At 31.4% G+C, this 15,716-nt stretch carries 19 protein-coding genes; all 19 read right to left on the bottom strand.

Features of this window, described 5'->3' with window-relative positions:
• The 19 genes from CUEA01_RS05550 to CUEA01_RS05460 all read right to left on the bottom strand — a co-directional run bounded on the left by CUEA01_RS05550 (position 1) and on the right by CUEA01_RS05460 (position 15,704).
• Positions 1 to 828 (bottom strand): flagellin N-terminal helical domain-containing protein, encoded by an 828-nt coding sequence (locus CUEA01_RS05550; RefSeq protein ID WP_234119651.1) that lies wholly within the window; start codon positions 826 to 828, stop codon positions 1 to 3.
• Positions 829 to 1,082: 254 nt separating this feature from the next.
• Positions 1,083 to 1,910: a flagellin N-terminal helical domain-containing protein gene (locus CUEA01_RS05545; protein ID WP_234119649.1), complete on the bottom strand. Its 828-nt coding sequence runs from the start codon at positions 1,908 to 1,910 to the stop codon at positions 1,083 to 1,085.
• Between the two features lie 152 nt (positions 1,911 to 2,062).
• Complete coding sequence (locus CUEA01_RS05540) at positions 2,063 to 2,413, bottom strand: flagellar protein FliT (RefSeq protein WP_234119647.1); 351 nt, start codon at positions 2,411 to 2,413, stop codon at positions 2,063 to 2,065.
• A gap of 37 nt (positions 2,414 to 2,450) precedes the next feature.
• Positions 2,451 to 4,307 carry a flagellar filament capping protein FliD gene (fliD, locus tag CUEA01_RS05535; RefSeq protein ID WP_234119633.1) on the bottom strand — a complete coding sequence of 619 codons (1,857 nt, stop codon included), beginning with the start codon at positions 4,305 to 4,307 and terminating at the stop codon, positions 2,451 to 2,453.
• 110 nt (positions 4,308 to 4,417) lie between these two features.
• Positions 4,418 to 4,804 carry a flagellar export chaperone FliS gene (gene fliS, locus CUEA01_RS05530; RefSeq protein ID WP_234119626.1) on the bottom strand — a complete coding sequence of 129 codons (387 nt, stop codon included), beginning with the start codon at positions 4,802 to 4,804 and terminating at the stop codon, positions 4,418 to 4,420.
• Between the two features lie 10 nt (positions 4,805 to 4,814).
• Positions 4,815 to 5,099 carry a hypothetical protein gene (locus CUEA01_RS05525; RefSeq protein WP_234119624.1) on the bottom strand — a complete coding sequence of 95 codons (285 nt, stop codon included), beginning with the start codon at positions 5,097 to 5,099 and terminating at the stop codon, positions 4,815 to 4,817.
• Positions 5,100 to 5,119: 20 nt separating this feature from the next.
• Positions 5,120 to 5,506, bottom strand: a complete 387-nt coding sequence (locus CUEA01_RS05520) for a flagellar protein FlaG (RefSeq protein ID WP_234119607.1) — start codon at positions 5,504 to 5,506, stop codon at positions 5,120 to 5,122.
• 14 nt (positions 5,507 to 5,520) lie between these two features.
• Positions 5,521 to 5,739 carry a carbon storage regulator CsrA gene (csrA, locus tag CUEA01_RS05515; RefSeq protein WP_234119605.1) on the bottom strand — a complete coding sequence of 73 codons (219 nt, stop codon included), beginning with the start codon at positions 5,737 to 5,739 and terminating at the stop codon, positions 5,521 to 5,523.
• A 2-nt stretch (positions 5,740 to 5,741) separates the two neighbouring features.
• On the bottom strand, positions 5,742 to 6,170 hold the full coding sequence (gene fliW, locus CUEA01_RS05510; RefSeq protein WP_234119603.1) for a flagellar assembly protein FliW: 429 nt from the start codon (positions 6,168 to 6,170) through the stop codon (positions 5,742 to 5,744).
• Positions 6,171 to 6,184: 14 nt separating this feature from the next.
• Positions 6,185 to 7,141 (bottom strand): flagellar hook-associated protein FlgL, encoded by a 957-nt coding sequence (gene flgL / locus CUEA01_RS25105; RefSeq protein WP_234119601.1) that lies wholly within the window; start codon positions 7,139 to 7,141, stop codon positions 6,185 to 6,187.
• Between the two features lie 16 nt (positions 7,142 to 7,157).
• The gene (gene flgK / locus CUEA01_RS05500) at positions 7,158 to 8,990 is read right to left on the bottom strand and encodes a flagellar hook-associated protein FlgK (RefSeq protein ID WP_234119598.1); all 1,833 of its coding nucleotides are present in this window, start codon (positions 8,988 to 8,990) and stop codon (positions 7,158 to 7,160) included.
• A gap of 14 nt (positions 8,991 to 9,004) precedes the next feature.
• Positions 9,005 to 9,418: a flagellar protein FlgN gene (locus tag CUEA01_RS05495; RefSeq protein ID WP_234119589.1), complete on the bottom strand. Its 414-nt coding sequence runs from the start codon at positions 9,416 to 9,418 to the stop codon at positions 9,005 to 9,007.
• Position 9,419: 1 nt separating this feature from the next.
• The gene (flgM, locus tag CUEA01_RS05490; protein ID WP_234119587.1) at positions 9,420 to 9,695 is read right to left on the bottom strand and encodes a flagellar biosynthesis anti-sigma factor FlgM; all 276 of its coding nucleotides are present in this window, start codon (positions 9,693 to 9,695) and stop codon (positions 9,420 to 9,422) included.
• Positions 9,696 to 9,978: 283 nt separating this feature from the next.
• Entirely contained in the window at positions 9,979 to 11,193 is a 1,215-nt protein-coding gene (fliY, locus tag CUEA01_RS05485; protein WP_234119585.1) for a flagellar motor switch phosphatase FliY, read from the bottom strand.
• Complete coding sequence (fliM, locus tag CUEA01_RS05480; protein ID WP_234119583.1) at positions 11,186 to 12,184, bottom strand: flagellar motor switch protein FliM; 999 nt, start codon at positions 12,182 to 12,184, stop codon at positions 11,186 to 11,188. Before fliM ends, fliY begins: the two co-directional genes overlap by 8 nt.
• Before the next feature lie 25 nt (positions 12,185 to 12,209).
• Entirely contained in the window at positions 12,210 to 12,611 is a 402-nt protein-coding gene (locus CUEA01_RS05475) for a chemotaxis protein CheW (RefSeq protein WP_234119582.1), read from the bottom strand.
• Positions 12,612 to 12,653: 42 nt separating this feature from the next.
• A complete protein-coding gene (locus tag CUEA01_RS05470) occupies positions 12,654 to 13,013 on the bottom strand; it encodes a response regulator (protein ID WP_234119579.1) in 360 nt (119 codons plus the stop codon).
• Between the two features lie 16 nt (positions 13,014 to 13,029).
• Positions 13,030 to 13,632, bottom strand: coding sequence for a chemotaxis protein CheC (locus CUEA01_RS05465; RefSeq protein WP_234119577.1), 603 nt, complete (start codon positions 13,630 to 13,632; stop codon positions 13,030 to 13,032).
• Between the two features lie 14 nt (positions 13,633 to 13,646).
• The gene (locus CUEA01_RS05460) at positions 13,647 to 15,704 is read right to left on the bottom strand and encodes a chemotaxis protein CheA (RefSeq protein ID WP_234119576.1); all 2,058 of its coding nucleotides are present in this window, start codon (positions 15,702 to 15,704) and stop codon (positions 13,647 to 13,649) included.
• Positions 15,705 to 15,716 lie beyond the last annotated feature (12 nt).

Here is a 15,716-nt window from a genome sequence, read left to right as displayed (position 1 = left end):
TTATTGTAATAATTTCAAAATCTGTTGAGGATTTTGGTTTGCTTGTGCAAGCATTGATTGAGCAGCTTGTTGAAGAACATTCTCTTTTGAGTAGTTCATCATTTCTTTTGCCATATCAACGTCTGTAATTCCTGACATTGCTGTTGTTAAGTTTTGTGACTCTGTAGTTAAGTTGTTAATTGTGTGATCAAGTCTGTTTTGGTATGCACCAATTTTTGATCTTGCTGCTGATACTGTTTGTATAGCTGCATTTATAATTGAAATAGAAGCAGTTGCACTAGTTGAGTTACCTACACTAACATTAGCTGCATTTACACTTAAAACTGCAGATCCTATTGATATGTTAGTTAATCCTATTGTTATTTGATCATAAGCATTTGAAGTTGCTCCAATTTGGAAAGTTAAAGTTCCTGTTGAACTTAATAAGTTATTTCCGTTGAAGTTTGTAGAATTTGCTATATGGTCAATTTCATCTGCTAATGTTGAAAGTTCGTTTGTTACAGCAGTTCTATCATTTGTAACGTTAGTATCGTTAGCAGCTTGAGTAGCAAGTTCGCTCATTCTTTGAAGGATTGATTGAGTTTCATTTAATCCACCTTCAGCTGTTTGTAATAAGGATATACCATCTTGAGCATTGCTTGTAGCTTTATCAAGTCCATTAATTTGAGATTGCATCTTTTGTGATATTGAAAGACCTGCAGCATCATCAGCAGCCTTGTTTATTCTTGATCCTGAACTTAACTTTGCCATTGAGTTTTGTGCACTTTTTGAATTAGCGTTTAAACTGTTAATCGCATTTTGTCCTGGTAAATTGTGGTTTATTATCATAATAAACTCCTCCTTGGATTTTAGTGGGAATCCTTTCCCATATTTTTTCATTAAGTATTAAAATTTTATAGCAATTTATTTTTTATACTTTTTTATGTTTTTCTAATACTTATTTTATTTATCGTCCATATTTTTTTTAACTTTACAGCTTTTGATATTTTTTGCCAAAAATATGTATCATTTAAGTCGAAGGTTTATTTTTTATATAAAAAAGACTGTCACACTAATCTTTTAGCGCGACAGTCCCCTTATAATTATTGTAATAATTTCAAAATCTGTTGAGGATTTTGATTTGCTTGTGCAAGCATTGATTGAGCAGCTTGTTGAAGAACATTCTCTTTTGAGTAGTTCATCATTTCTTTTGCCATATCAACGTCTGTAATTCCTGACATTGCTGTTGTTAAGTTTTGTGACTCTGTAGTTAAGTTGTTAATTGTGTGATCAAGTCTGTTTTGGTATGCACCAATTTTTGATCTTGCTGCTGATACTGTTTGTATAGCTGCATTTATAATTGAAATAGAAGCAGTTGCACTAGTTGAGTTACCTACACTAACATTAGCTGCATTTACACTTAAAACTGCAGATCCTATTGATATATTAGTTAATCCTATTGTTATTTGATCATAAGCATTTGAAGTTGCTCCAATTTGGAAAGTTAAAGTTCCTGTTGAACTTAATAAGTTATTTCCATTGAAGTTTGTAGAATTTGCTATATGGTCAATTTCATCTGCTAATGTTGCAAGTTCGTTTGTTACAGCAGTTCTATCATTTGTAACGTTAGTATCGTTAGCAGCTTGAGTAGCAAGTTCGCTCATTCTTTGAAGTATTGACTGAGTTTCATTTAATCCACCTTCAGCTGTTTGTAATAATGATATACTATCTTGAGCATTGCTTGTAGCTTTATCAAGTCCATTGATTTGAGCTTGCATCTTTTGTGATATTGAAAGACCTGCAGCATCATCAGCAGCCTTGTTTATTCTTGATCCTGAACTTAACTTTGCCATTGAGTTTTGAGCACTTTTTGAATTAGCGTTTAAACTGTTAATCGCATTTTGTCCTGGTAAATTGTGGTTTATTATCATAATAAATTCCTCCTTGAATTTTAGCGGGAATCCTTTCCCAAAATTTTTATTTTTTTATGTATAAGATTTAAAATCTCATGGCCACTCAATTTTAAATCTTATACATTGCTTATACTATTTTATCGGTGGTGATTTTTAATACTTTATAGTTTTTAATAAATTTTTTTATTAAAAAACATCGAATTTCCGGAAAACCCATTATAGTATTTTTTTCTAATAAATTTATCCTTGTTTATATTATCTAGTTTTCCTTTTATATCTCGCATGTTTTGCACTGTAAGTTCTTTTATTTTATCATCTAATTCCATAATATCTGTCTTTTTTAATTCTTCAACTATTTTTTCTTTTGTATAAAATTGAGGGTTTTTCTTAAAAATTTCAATTATTGCTTCTCTATCTGAAAACAAAGCCTCAAGTCCCTCAAATTTTCCGTTATTAAGACAGTCTAAAATTTCTAAAGTTTTTTCCCTAAACTTTGTAACCAATACTTCAATATTTTCCATAATTATTACTCCCTTTCATAAATGCATAAAATCACATTTATGAAGAACTACCTAACATTGACGAGAAATAATTTTGTTGAGAACTTAACTGTGATAATGCAGACTGCAGTGCACTAAATTTCTGATTATACATCTTTGCATCATTTGTCATCTTATCTTTAAAATCCGAAACAGCATTTGCTTGATCTTTTAACTGCTGGTATAATATATTTTTTGTTTCGGAAAGCGTATTTGGCATTCCTGCTTCCATTAAAAGTATACCTTGGTTACCATTTTTATCAACATAAGTTCCAGCATATTTTTGTGATATATCACTAAGCCTTTGAAATATACCTTCTTCGCTGCTTCTTTGATTAACAGCTTGACTAACTGCACTGCTATTTGTTGAAGTATCTACCCCTAAAGCACCTGAATAGGTTGGATAAGTAGTTGATGTTTGAGTAAATAAATTAACTACTTGCTGAGGATTATTTTGCAATGCTTTTGTAAGTGCTTTTACATCGAGTGTAAGTTTTCCACCTTGACTAGGATCATCGGATGTAGATAATCCTACACTTGCCATAGTAAGGTTATTTCCATTTACAGGAGTATAAAAAGCTTGTCTCATAGCACTTAACATATCGGTTAAGTTACCATCATTGGCCAATAGTCCCTGTTGAGCTTTTTGATTCCAAGCTGTAATTTGGGTGGCAGTCATTTGTGATTCCTGGCTTGAAGTTAATGGCTTATAACTATAATCCTTTTTTTCAGTAGTAACACTATTAATACCATCGATTAAATTATTATAGTCATTAACAAAGTTTTGGATCTTATTTACAACTGAAGATACATCTTGGCTTACATTAATGCTAGTAGTTCCAGTAGCCGTTACATTATAGGTTACTCCATCAATTGTAAAATTATTTGATGATGAATCAGGAACTGCAGTTGCAGTACCTCCTGGTTCTGTTAGTGTAAAGCTTCCATTTGTACCAGCTGTACCCTTTGTAGAACCTATAATTTGTGATGTTGTTGAACTTGAAACTCCCATTCCAAATAATGCATTAAGAAATGATTGAGTATTACTCTCAGTATTGGCATTCTGTGTAGGATCAGAAATAGTATTTGTAGTATCAATTGTAAGAGTATTACCTGTACCAGTAGTTTTATCTTGTATACTAAAATTTTTAGTTAATTCACTATATTTAAAAGTAGCGTTTCCAGATAAGTTGGATAGATCATTCATAACTTGACTCAAAGTTTTATTTTGGTTAGCACCCAAATCATAGCTAACTTGAGTACCATTTACCGTGAATGAAATTGTTCCTGAAGTTGGTGCACCACTTATATTTCCCAAAACTTGAGACAAAGTTGCTGAATTAGAAATAGGATTACTAGAATTTGTTAAAGTCGGAGAATTTGTTAATTGTGCAGCTGTAGCCAAGCTTCCTACATTTAATGTATACGTTCCTTGTGTAACATCATTTGAAGCAGAGGCTGTTGCAACTGATGCTGTAGTAGATGCTGCAGTATAAGCAGAATATCCACTTGATGATAGTATATAATTATTTGATAATACATCAAAATAATTACTGCTAAAATTCTGCATATTTGTTATTATTGATCTATATCTATCCTGTGTCCACTGTGACTGTTGTTGTTGTGCTAGTAAGCTATTAAGTTTAATAACATCTGACGCCATTGATTCGTTTACCATACTATTAACATCAATTCCAGACATTTGTGAAACTAATCCTTCAGAATAAGAACCGGAGGTTGAACTACTTCCGCTCTTACTGCTGCTAGTTGATGTTGAATATTTTGAAGCAGTCGAATCACTTCCACTTAAGTCATTTGTACTATATGCAACTGCATATGGGTTGGTTGCGGAAGTTGTACTAGATATCGTACTCATATATAATCACTCCTTTTAAAAATAAACCACCTTGAAACTTGAAATCTATTTGTACCAAAAGCCGTCTTCTGTGGATTTTGGTACAAATAAATTTAAATAGCTGAAACATTTTATCTCATATGTTTTGAAATTTTGTAAGCTTCATTCCAAGTAGCTTTCACTTCTTCAATTAGTGGAATAACAGAATCAAGCATTTGTAAACTTTTTTTAATATTTGCTTGAACTAAACCATCTATAATGAATTTGTAAACTGACAATAGCTTAGGTCCCCATTCTCCAGCTTGACTTAAGTCAAGGGTTGCCATTAGTTCATAAAATATGTCCTGTGTTTTCTTTAAATTTTGATTACATTTTGCATAATCTTTATCGGCTAAAGCTTGTCTACCAATCTTAACAAATTTCACAGCACCATCTAAAAGCATTAATAAAAGTTGATCTTTTGAAGCAAAGTTTACACTATTTTGTTTATATTGATTATACGCATTCTTAGCATACATTATTATGCACCTACTTTCTAATATCTAAAAATCTTCCCAAGTCGTTATTATTTTTACTATCCTCTTTGAATCCTTCAACCTCAATTGTAGTTTCTTTTTTTGCAGTTACTACAATTTTAACATTTTCTGATTTTTTCTGATTTAAACTAAATTTTCTATTCTTATTCTTTTTTTCATCTTCTTTGTATTTTTTTATTCCTTTAATTTTGCTTTTTGATCGAACCTTATCTGCTCTTGTGATTTTTTGTATTTTATCTCTTGAATTTAAATCTATTTTGTTTAATATATATTCCATGATTAAACCCTCTAAATAAGCTAAGCTTTTTTATTTAAAATTAGCCCATTTATTTCACACATACTTGCAACCATATCTAAAAACTGTTTTGAAGGTATTTCATTAACTACTTCATTGCTACTATTGTCAACTACCTTCATAATCATAACTTGACTAAAATTTTTGTCTGGTTCATATTCTATATGTGTAGCTTTATCCTTTAGTAATTCATTTACCTTGTCTGCTGCTTTTTTTGCATCTACGGCACTTATAGGTTGATTTTTACTTTTTGTACTATCTGCACCTAAATCATTATTTCCTTGAAGGCTATTATCATAATTAGCTTGTGCTTGCTGAGCACTAATGTTTACATTGCTATCAAGATTATATGAATTTTGTCCTCCTTGACTCAATAATTTAACATCCATATTAACACCTCAACTTATTTTTTTATAATTTTTAATATATCATTATTGTTAGATGATATTGATTTTTTATTTTCTTCTATAACCTCTTTGTATAATTCTTTTCTAAGGATAGTTACTTCTTTAGGTGCATTAATAGCTAATTTAACAGAACCATCATCAATTTTAACAACAACAACCTCAATATCATCTCCAATAAGAATAGACTCATTGTTTTTTCTTGTAATAACAAGCATTTTTATTCCTCCTTTAAAAGAGGGTATTTTATAGAATATTTTGCATCATCTAATATTAATTGTTCCCCTATTTTTTGTTTAATATTTATAATTATAGGAGCTTTTAAATTTGTAGTTACTTTTTTTATATTATTATTAAAACAAACTGTACTTAAAACAACTATGTCTTCTTCTTTTTCTACTTTTAATTCATTAATTATATGTTCTTCTAAATTAAATTCATATTCCTTCATCGCATAAAATGGTGAAACTACAACTAAACCTATTTCAAGATTCTCAATGGAATGCAACATGCTAAAAACATTATTTTCTTCTATAGGAAATATAATAAATTTTTTTAAATCTTTAAAACCTGGTAAGCCCTTAGGAAAATCTATTACATCTTTTTCATCGTATTCTTTAGTTCCATGATACTTAGTATATAATTTCATATTTTACACTCCTATTACATATAATCTACTAACGTATGCTGCAATATTTTAGCACTTGTTTGAAGTGATGCTTGGTATGTCGTTTGAGCTTGAGCAAATTGCATTGTCATTTGAGCATAATCAACATCATCAGTATTTGCTAAAACTTGTGTTAAACTTGTATTTTCACTTTGATTTTCATTCTGTACACTGGTCATTCTGTTTTCAAGAGCACCAACTTCTGTTCTTACGCTTGAAACATTTTTTATTGCATCTTGAATATTGCTTAAATCTGTTCCTATGACATTACTAACATTTCCACTATCTAAATCACTTGTTATGGTATTTAAAACATCACTTAAATTTAAACTAGCTCCAGAACTACTTTTATATTCCATTACATCATCAGCTGTCACATTATAATTTATTGTAACACCCTTTGAAACTTCAACACTTAGCTTTGACTTTACCATGGTCATTTGATTTGCCTGGATAGGCGTTGTTCCATCCGCATTTATATAGTTAAGCTGCTGATTTCCACCAACCGTAGTAGTACCTGTAGGTTTACTTTCACCACGATTTCCACCAAATATGTATTTTCCATCGTAACTTGTATTTAGTATTTGTGACAACTGACCAATATTAGTATTTATTTCATCCTTTATGCTTTGCCTTTGATCTGGTCCATAGGCTGCATCACCTACTGAAACCATAAGCTCATTTATTCTCTGCAAAACACTATTTACTTGTCCCAAGCTAGTATCCGTAACGCTTAACCATTGAGTTGTATTATTTATATTTGTAGCATATTGTTTATTTTGTGCCATTTCAGTATTTATTTGCATTACCTGTGAAGCTCCTAATGGATCGTCAGATGCCTTGTTTATAAGCGTTCCACTAGACATTTGTCTTTGATAAATGCTCATATTTTCAAGGTTGTTATTTAAATCATACATAAAATTATTAGAAAGCATACTATTTGTTACTCTCACAATTATCTACCTCCCACTATCTTATTAATCCAATTACCGTATCTAGTAATTGACTTACAGTAGTAATAACTTTTGCATTTGCCTGGTACGCATGATTATATTTCATTAAATTTGTCATTTCTTCATCAAGAGAAACAGCGGACACAGAATCTCTTTGCTGTGTAAGACTTTGAAGCTGTGACTTTTGATTTTTAAGCGTTGTATCTGCTTGATTAACTTCAACTGCCAATTTGTTTATTACATCTGTATAGTAAGCATTTGCAGCAGTTCCCCCAGTAGCATTTTGCAGTGTATTTATGCCATTGCTATCAGCACCCCAGCCCTGATTTAAAGTAGAAAAAAAGTCACTTCTTTTAGTAGTTGAATCAATACCCAGAATATTTAAATTTACATTTTGTAGTTGTGCTATTGCTAAAGCTCTACTTCCATCAGTACTACCTGAAGTACCATTTGTGCTTGTATCTTTTCTTGTTTCTAATAACATTGGGTTATCTAGCAATTCTTTGTTTATAGTAATATTTGCCGCTGTTATGCCTGCTTCATCATTTGCAATACTATACGTTGTCAAAGTATTTTTTCCATCAGTTCCAACAGTATACTTAGCTGCATCTCCATTAACAAAGAATGGCTTAGTTGTATCGCTTGCTTCTGATGTAGTTCCACTTTCTACTGCATTAACAGCAAATGCAATTGATTTAGCTAGTTTATTTAAATCATCTGTATATTTATCAATATCCGATTGAACAGACATAGTTCCCTTAAGTGATCCATCAGTAGTTGTAAATAAATTCAATGAACTAGGATTTTTACTTAGGTCTATGGCATCAGCAGCAGTAGTGCCGCCTTTTATAGCATTTCCATTTACATCCTCTGATAATCCTATTGCAGCTCCATCCTGATTAGCCCATAAAATTCTATTTTGATCGATATTATTTAAAGTGTCTGTATCTGTAATTTTAACATAAACATCTACTTTGTTTTTATCACTTGTCATATCACCATTTTTATAGTAAGTTATATCATAAACATTTGGAATCGCAGCACCAGTTGAATCTTTAGCCTGCTGAATATCACTTATATATGAAAGTCTTTTTCCTTTAGTGCTATCTACATTTGAAACTAAGGAAGTACCAGAAAGTTGACTTCCATCAGCAGCTGTAACAACAACTCCATCATAAGTCTTATTAGTAACATCAACCTTAAAGAATGAACTTAAGCTATTTAGTTTTGAATCTCTTTTATCCATAAGGTCATTTGGTTCAATCCCTGCACCCTTAGTTTTTATTGTTTGTTGATTAAGGTCATCTATTGAATCTAAAGTAGAATTAATAGTAACAACTTCGTTATCGAGTTCACTGTGACAATTGTCTTTTAAATCCTGCAGTTTTTGATATGTGCTATTTAACTGATCTGTAAGTGTTTTCGTCTGTTGTACTACTAAAGTTCTAGCTGAAGAGCTTTGAGGATCATTAGCTAGATTTTGCCATTGAGTAAAGAAATTAGAAATCATGCTTGAAATCCCTGTACTAGATGGCTCATTCATAATATTTTGAAGTTCACCTAGGTATTTATCTATTGATGAACTTGTGCCCTGCATGCTTGTTTGATTTCTAACTTGATAATCAAGGAATTCATCCTTTATTCTTATTATATCCTCTACATTTACGCCCATTCCTGCTGGCTTATTAACTCCAACATTGTTATCACTAAGTGATTCCATGTCCACTCTTTGTCTTGTGTATCCATCAGTATTGGCATTTGCAATATTATGTGAAGTTACATCCAAGGCAGTCTGCTGTGCATTAATTCCTAGGCTTCCTATATTAAGTGTTGAAAATAGTCCTGCCATTATTACACCCCTTTTTATCTTCTAATTTTCCCATAACCATTATAGGTCTTAGCATTGTTTTTACCTGGGCTAAATATATTTAGCATCTTATTTGTAAATATTAGCCCTTGTTTAAATAGAACTTGATTTGTTGTATTTTGAAATTTAGCCTTTTCGGCAATTTGTTTTACAAATACTATATTCTTTTCAAGCTCTTCATCATTATATTTTTCTGCTATATCCTTCATAGTCTTATTGCCTAAAAGTTTTCTGCGTTCAACCTCTAGCTTTGCAACGGCAATATTTGCAGCTTCAATTTTTTTTATAATACCTTCAAGTCCAAATACATCTTTGTCCAAATATAGTTGATGCTGCTCTTCTAAAAGTTCAAGTAAGTCATTTAAAGCACTGCTTTCTTTAAGAATTAATTCATTAAGTACTTTATTCATCTTAAACCTCTCTTCCTTTTATATAATCTACAATCTTTTGTGCAACGAGCTTTGAATCTCTTGTATATGTTCCATTTGTAACTTGATTTCTAATGTACTGAAGTTTTCTATCATCTTGATTTATTGGTAAATCAATCTTTAAGCTGCTTAAGTTTTTAGCTGCAGAAGAAATTTCTATACTGTCCTTTGTAGGAACAGCTTTTTTTGTGCTTTCATTTACATTTTTTCTTGTGTAAAAATTAATTACGTTTTCTGCACCTACTCCATTTATTTTCATAACAATACACTCCCTAAAAGTTAAAATGCATTTTAATAAAAATCACTTTAACCAAAATCTCCATGTTTTTATTATCGTATTCTAAGATTTAAAGTTTATACAGCGCAATTAAAAAAAATTTATATAAAATAAGACATGTCGACTAAAACTTAATAAATCTTCAAAAATATGCACCACACATAAAAATTCTCGAAAAAATATTTAAGTTATAAATCAACATGCCACTAACATATAAAAACTTTCAATCACCTATTAATTTTCTAATTAAAATTGCATAGCTGTACTATTTCCCTAAACTTTTTATTCTTTCTTCATTGCTTACAATACTTGTAATTCTAACTCCAAAATTCTCATCAACTACAACTACTTCGGCATAAGCAACCTTTTTACCATTTACGAGTATTTCAACGGGTTCTTCTGCAAGTTTATCAAGCTCAATCAAAGAACCTGTTCCTAAATTTAAAATATCTTTAATATTTTTCTTAGTTCTGCCAAGTACAACCGAGATTTCAAGTGGTACATCTAAAATAAGATCAATATTCTTTGGTGCCCCATAAATTTCAGAAGGCGCTAAAGTTTGAAAAGATGCCTTATTAACTTCCACTGGTGGCTGCGCATATTGATAAGGCTGCTGATATTGAGGCGGTGCCTGAGTATACTGCGGCCCTGATGCCTGCTGCTGTGTTTCCTGTCCCATACTATAACTTTGAATAGTTGGTTCAGGATTTACTTTTACTGTATTGGTTTCTACAGGTGCTGCTGGCTTTTCTGGCGCTGATTTTTGAGCTTCAGGTTCCTCAGTTTTTTCTCCTCCGCCCATCATTATTGATATCATCTTTCTTGCTGTTTCCATAGGAAGTATCTGCATAATTTGACTATCTACCAAATCTCCTATAGTCATTTTAAAAGCTACTTCTACAATATTCTCGTCTTCTTTTATATTCTCTGATAAAGGTTCTGTTTTTGAATCCCATACCTTAGAAGTAGGAGGTGATATATTTACCTCACGAAGTAACATAGTTGCCATTGAAGTTGCAGCAGAACCTATCATTTGATTCATGGCTTCTGAAACTGCACTTAATTCTATCTCTGATAAAGTCTCATTTACAGCTTTACCATCTCCGCCCATCATAAGATTTGCAATAACCGCAGCATCTGTAACCTTCATAACTAGAAGATTTTCTCCTGCAATTCCGCTTGTATACTTAACATCCAACGCTACATTAGGAACTTCAAAAGTTTCTCTAAGCGTATTTAATTTTGTAACACTTACAACAGGTGTTGTTATATTAACTTGCTGACCAATTATTGTTGATAATGCTGTCGATGCAGAACCCATGGAAATATTGCCTATTTCACCAAGCAAATCTTTTTCTATATCATTTAAGATTTCATTATTTCCTTCATTTGTATCTGGCTGCTGTCCTGAGTCAGAATTGCTCCCGTCTCCATTTAAAAGAGAATCTATCTCTTCCTGTGAAAGGAATCCATCACTCATAATTTTCCACATCCTTATCTATATTATCTAATATCTTAACTCCCATATTTTTTCCTATGACACCTGGTGCACCAACATAATGCAATGCATCATATATATATATAGGAATAGGACTGTTGCACTTATTATCCAATGTTATTACATCACCAACAGATAACCTTAGGAAATCTTCCACAGTTATATTTGTAGCTCCCAATTTAGCAGTAACTGGAACTTCAACTATGTCTAATCTCTTTCTCAGTCTTTCACGTGATTCTCTAACAACTTCTTCATTATTTTCTTGATATAAGTTCTGAACAATAAACTTATCAAGAACTTTTTCTATACTCAAATATGGTATGCACATATGTATAAAATTATGGTTCATTCCCATATCTGTAGAAAAAGTTATAAGTGCAACGGGTTCATGAGGACCTAAGGCTTGATTAAGCGCTGGATTTGTTTCGAGCGTTTCTATTTCAGGCTCAACATTGACCACATCACCCCACGCTAATTTCAAGTTATCAATTAACCCCTTATTAATTTTTATAATAATATTTTTATCAATATCAGTTATTTCTCTCGTCTTGTTATATTTTCCATTACCGCTTCCTCCCAATAATACATCAAGTATTTGATATACAAATTGAGGATTAGTTTCAAACAAAATTGTTCCACTAAGAGGTGGCATCCTGAATATTGTCAAAAACGTAGGGTTAGGTACAGAGTGAATAAATTCCTCATAAGTTATTTGCTCTACGGATTCTATTTTAATTTTTACATTATTCCTTACTTGCGCCGTTAAATAATTTGATATTATTCTCGCATAGCTATCGTGAATATGTTCAAGAGTCCTCATATGTTCCTTCGTGAATTTTTGAGGACTCGTAAAATCGTACAGCTTTACTTTCTGCTTTTCTTCTTCTTTAGGAAGTTCATCTGGTTGAATCTCCCCAGAGGACAAGGCAGATAACAGAGCATCTATCTCACTTTGTGACAAAACGTCTGCCATAGTTTTCCCTCATTTCTTCTCATTACTAATTTCTAATTAACTTATCAATATCAATAAGTGTTACTATTCTATCCTTAAAGTTTATTATACCCTTAACATACATTCTTTTATTACTATCATCAATTTTTTCAAGAATACTCTCATCAATATCAAGCACTTCATCAACTTGATTTACAGAAATTCCAACAAGTTCATCTTCTAATTTAAGTATTATAGTACTCTCTTGCTCATCATCAGATTTTTCTACATCTAGTAAAAGATTTATATCTAAAAGTGACAAAACACTTCCTCTTATATTTATGAGTCCTTTTACATAATCTGGAGCCTTTGGTACTTTAGTAACTGTCATACTTTCACCTATAGTCTGAACTTTAGATGTTTCTACTGCAAATTGCTCATCATTAAGTTTAAAAATAACCACTTGCATTTAATATCACCTCCGACAATTTACTCAAAAATGTATATTTTATTAGCCTAAAGCTTTTTTTATTGCTTCAAGAACTCTGTCTGCCTGGAAAGGCTTAACAATAAAATCTCTAGCTCCCGCTTTTATTGCATCCATTACCATTGTTTGTTGTCCCATAGCTGAACACATAATTACTTTAGCACTTGCATCAAAGCTCTTTATTGCCTTTACTGCTTCTATACCATCCATATCAGGCATAGTTATATCCATTGTAACAACATCTGGTTTTTCAGCTTTGTAAATTTCTACAGCCTTTAATCCGTTGCTAGCTTCACCAACAACTTCAAATCCATTCTTTTCAAGTATATCCTTTATCATCATTCTCATAAAAGCAGCATCATCAACAATTAACACTCTTGCCATTTTTCATAACCTCCAATTAATTTACTCCTAAACTGTTTAATATCTTTTCTAGTGAACCGGGCACTGGTATATAATAAAAATGCCCATTAATATTTTTTGTTTTATCTTGTAAAAATACTGTTTCCAAATCAAGCACATTATCATCATATTGCCCTGATTCTATGAAAATAGTTGAAAGCATTGCCCCTAACATATCATAGGTTACAGCAGGTACCGATGGAAGCATAACTAAATTTGTAAGCTTTGCTATAGCATTCATATATGAACTAGATATTATGTTTCCAATTTCACATAATACAGAACTTCCTATTTCAGTAAGTTCATCATCCTTCTTACCTGTCAGTGATTCAACTATTTCCATTGCTGTTTCTCTCTCAAAAACGAAAAGTATATTTCCCGGAGTATCTCCAAGAACTCTTACTATAACTCCAACTGCTAATTTTTCATCACTTATCTCTGAAAAAAGTGTCTCAAAAGGAATAATGTTTACAGCTGGTACTGTCATATCAACTTTTTTATTTATGAGTTGTGATAATGCTGTTGCAGCATTACCTGCTCCAATATTACTTACTTCTTTTAACGCATCTAATTGCATTGGAGACAATTCCGAATAATTCATTCAGTAACCACCTCCTACACCAATGCGGCAACATCTAGGATTAATGTCACTAAACCATCACCAAGTATAGTGGCTCCAATATACTCTTTAAGCATTTTCAAGGTTTTGCCAAGAGGTTTTATTACTATATCTTGTTGGCCCATGAGTGAGTCTACAAGTAATCCTGCCATTTTTTCTCCTACTTTTACAATTACTATATAAACTTTCTTACTCTCTGATTTAGGTAAACCCAATTTTTCATTAATTCTTATAATTGGAATAACATTTCCTCTATAAATTATAACTTCCTTATTATTAGTCTTCTTGATTTGACTTTCATTATAATCTATTACACTATCTATAGCATTTAGAGATATTGCTAAATTTTCTCCTCCAACCTTCACAAGAAGTGCTGTTATTATTTGAAGTGTTAAAGGAAGTTTAATTGTAAATGTAGTTCCCTTTCCTTCTTCTGACTTCATGTCAACAGTTCCACCAAGTGCAGAAATCTTGGTTTTAACTACATCCATTCCAACGCCTCTTCCAGAAAGGTCTGTAACTTTATCATTAGTACTAAAGCCAGAATCAAATATGAGATTCATTATCTCATTTTCATCCATATTTTCGGTACTAATTCCTCTTTCTTCTGCTTTTTCCCTTACTTTTTCTACATTAATACCATTACCATCATCTTGAACTTTTATAACAGCTTTAGTTCCTTCTTGATATGCTATAAGTTTTATTTTTCCAATTGGATCTTTTCCTCTAGCAATTCTTTCTTCTTTTGTATCTTCTATTCCATGGTCAGCAGAATTTCTAAGTAAATGGATGAGTGGTTCTCCTATTTCGTCTATAACGGTTCTATCAAGTTCAGTATCTTGTCCTTCAATTATAAGTTCCATCTCTTTATTTAATTCTACAGAAAGATCTCTTATAAGTCTTGGGAATCTATTAAATACGGTATCAAGTGGAAGCATTCTTATTTTCATAACCAAATCTTGAAGATCTGTAGTAGTTCTTGCAACTTGCTCTAAAGTTTCATTTAACTCAGTTAATTTATAATTTGAACTTATTTGTTCAAGCCTTGTTCTATTTATAACTAATTCTGATACCATATTCAAAAACTTATCAAGTCTTTCAAGATCTACTCTTACAGATTGATGAACTTTTTTATGGGCTCCTTCTGTACTCTTTTCTGCAGGCTTTGGCTTAGCTTGAGATTTTACATTTTCCTTTTTTACTGCCGGTGTTTCCTTCTTTTCTTGTTTTACTTCTTCTTTTTTATTTTCGTTACTAATCTTCAAATCATTACTATCTATTTTTTCAATTATAATACTATCTATTTCTGAAATTTCTCCCAAAACATTTTCTATTTCTTCTTTAGTCTTATGAGTTAAATATACAAGTTTTATTTCAAATTCAAAATTTTCTGCTTCTAAATCTTCTGTAGAAGGAATTGATTTAATAATTTCCCCCCATTCTTCAAGGCTTTTAAATATTAAAAATGCTCTTGCAGATTTTAAAAGAGTTGTCTTGCTTAAATTAACTTCAATTGAAAAACAATTATATCCTTTTTCAATAGCCTGCTTAACAACACTTAAATCATACTCATTTAAATCAACTACAGTTAATGCCTTATTATCTGTTTCTTCATTTGAAGTTTCATTATTTTGTGCCACTTTTTCTTCGCTGCTTTCGCTTAATCCTGCAGCAGCTTTTTCTGATATTGATTCAAGCTTAGTTATAATATCATCTACTGGAATTTCTTCTTCTTCACCATTTTGAATATTGTCTACCATTTGTTCAAGAGTATCAAGACATTTAAAAAGTATTGTTACAACTTGCTTTGTTACTTTAAGTTCACCATTTCTAAACTCAGATAAAACATCTTCCATCTTATGAGTCAATGCTGCCATTGTATTAAAGCCCATAGTAGCCGCCATACCTTTTATTGTATGAGCAACTCTAAATATTTCGTTTAACTTATCTACATTTTCTGGTTCTTGCTCTAGTATGAGTAATGCTTCATTTAATGTTTGCAAATTATCCATAGATTCTTCCAAAAATATGGACAAATATTGTGATGTATCCATAAATTCCCCTCC

The organism is Clostridium hydrogenum (assembly GCF_021432385.1).
In the GTDB taxonomy this organism is placed as follows: domain Bacteria; phylum Bacillota; class Clostridia; order Clostridiales; family Clostridiaceae; genus Clostridium_S; species Clostridium_S hydrogenum.
Note: the sequence above shows the minus strand (reverse complement) of the source record. Positions and strands in the feature narration are given on the sequence as shown.

Bases quoted from the DNA above. Each gene is read 5' to 3' on its own strand.
- fliM (WP_234119583.1), bottom strand. From the start codon at position 12,184: ATGGCAGACGTTTTGTCACAAAGTGAGATAGATGCTCTGTTATCTGCC.
- flgK (WP_234119598.1), bottom strand. From the start codon at position 8,990: ATGGCAGGACTATTTTCAACACTTAATATAGGAAGCCTAGGAATTAAT.
- fliW (WP_234119603.1), bottom strand. From the start codon at position 6,170: ATGAAATTATATACTAAGTATCATGGAACTAAAGAATACGATGAAAAA.
- csrA (WP_234119605.1), bottom strand. From the start codon at position 5,739: ATGCTTGTTATTACAAGAAAAAACAATGAGTCTATTCTTATTGGAGAT.
- CUEA01_RS05550 (WP_234119651.1), bottom strand. From the start codon at position 828: ATGATAATAAACCACAATTTACCAGGACAAAATGCGATTAACAGTTTA.
- fliY (WP_234119585.1), bottom strand. From the start codon at position 11,193: ATGAGTGATGGATTCCTTTCACAGGAAGAGATAGATTCTCTTTTAAAT.
- fliD (WP_234119633.1), bottom strand. From the start codon at position 4,307: ATGAGTACGATATCTAGTACAACTTCCGCAACCAACCCATATGCAGTT.
- CUEA01_RS05545 (WP_234119649.1), bottom strand. From the start codon at position 1,910: ATGATAATAAACCACAATTTACCAGGACAAAATGCGATTAACAGTTTA.
- CUEA01_RS05465 (WP_234119577.1), bottom strand. From the start codon at position 13,632: ATGAATTATTCGGAATTGTCTCCAATGCAATTAGATGCGTTAAAAGAA.
- CUEA01_RS05460 (WP_234119576.1), bottom strand. From the start codon at position 15,704: ATGGATACATCACAATATTTGTCCATATTTTTGGAAGAATCTATGGAT.
- CUEA01_RS05475 (WP_234119582.1), bottom strand. From the start codon at position 12,611: ATGCAAGTGGTTATTTTTAAACTTAATGATGAGCAATTTGCAGTAGAA.
- CUEA01_RS05495 (WP_234119589.1), bottom strand. From the start codon at position 9,418: ATGAATAAAGTACTTAATGAATTAATTCTTAAAGAAAGCAGTGCTTTA.
- CUEA01_RS05520 (WP_234119607.1), bottom strand. From the start codon at position 5,506: ATGGATGTTAAATTATTGAGTCAAGGAGGACAAAATTCATATAATCTT.
- CUEA01_RS05470 (WP_234119579.1), bottom strand. From the start codon at position 13,013: ATGGCAAGAGTGTTAATTGTTGATGATGCTGCTTTTATGAGAATGATG.
- CUEA01_RS05525 (WP_234119624.1), bottom strand. From the start codon at position 5,099: ATGGAATATATATTAAACAAAATAGATTTAAATTCAAGAGATAAAATA.
- CUEA01_RS05540 (WP_234119647.1), bottom strand. From the start codon at position 2,413: ATGGAAAATATTGAAGTATTGGTTACAAAGTTTAGGGAAAAAACTTTA.
- fliS (WP_234119626.1), bottom strand. From the start codon at position 4,804: ATGTATGCTAAGAATGCGTATAATCAATATAAACAAAATAGTGTAAAC.
- flgM (WP_234119587.1), bottom strand. From the start codon at position 9,695: ATGAAAATAAATGGAGTAGGTGCAGAAAACGTAATTAATTTTTACACA.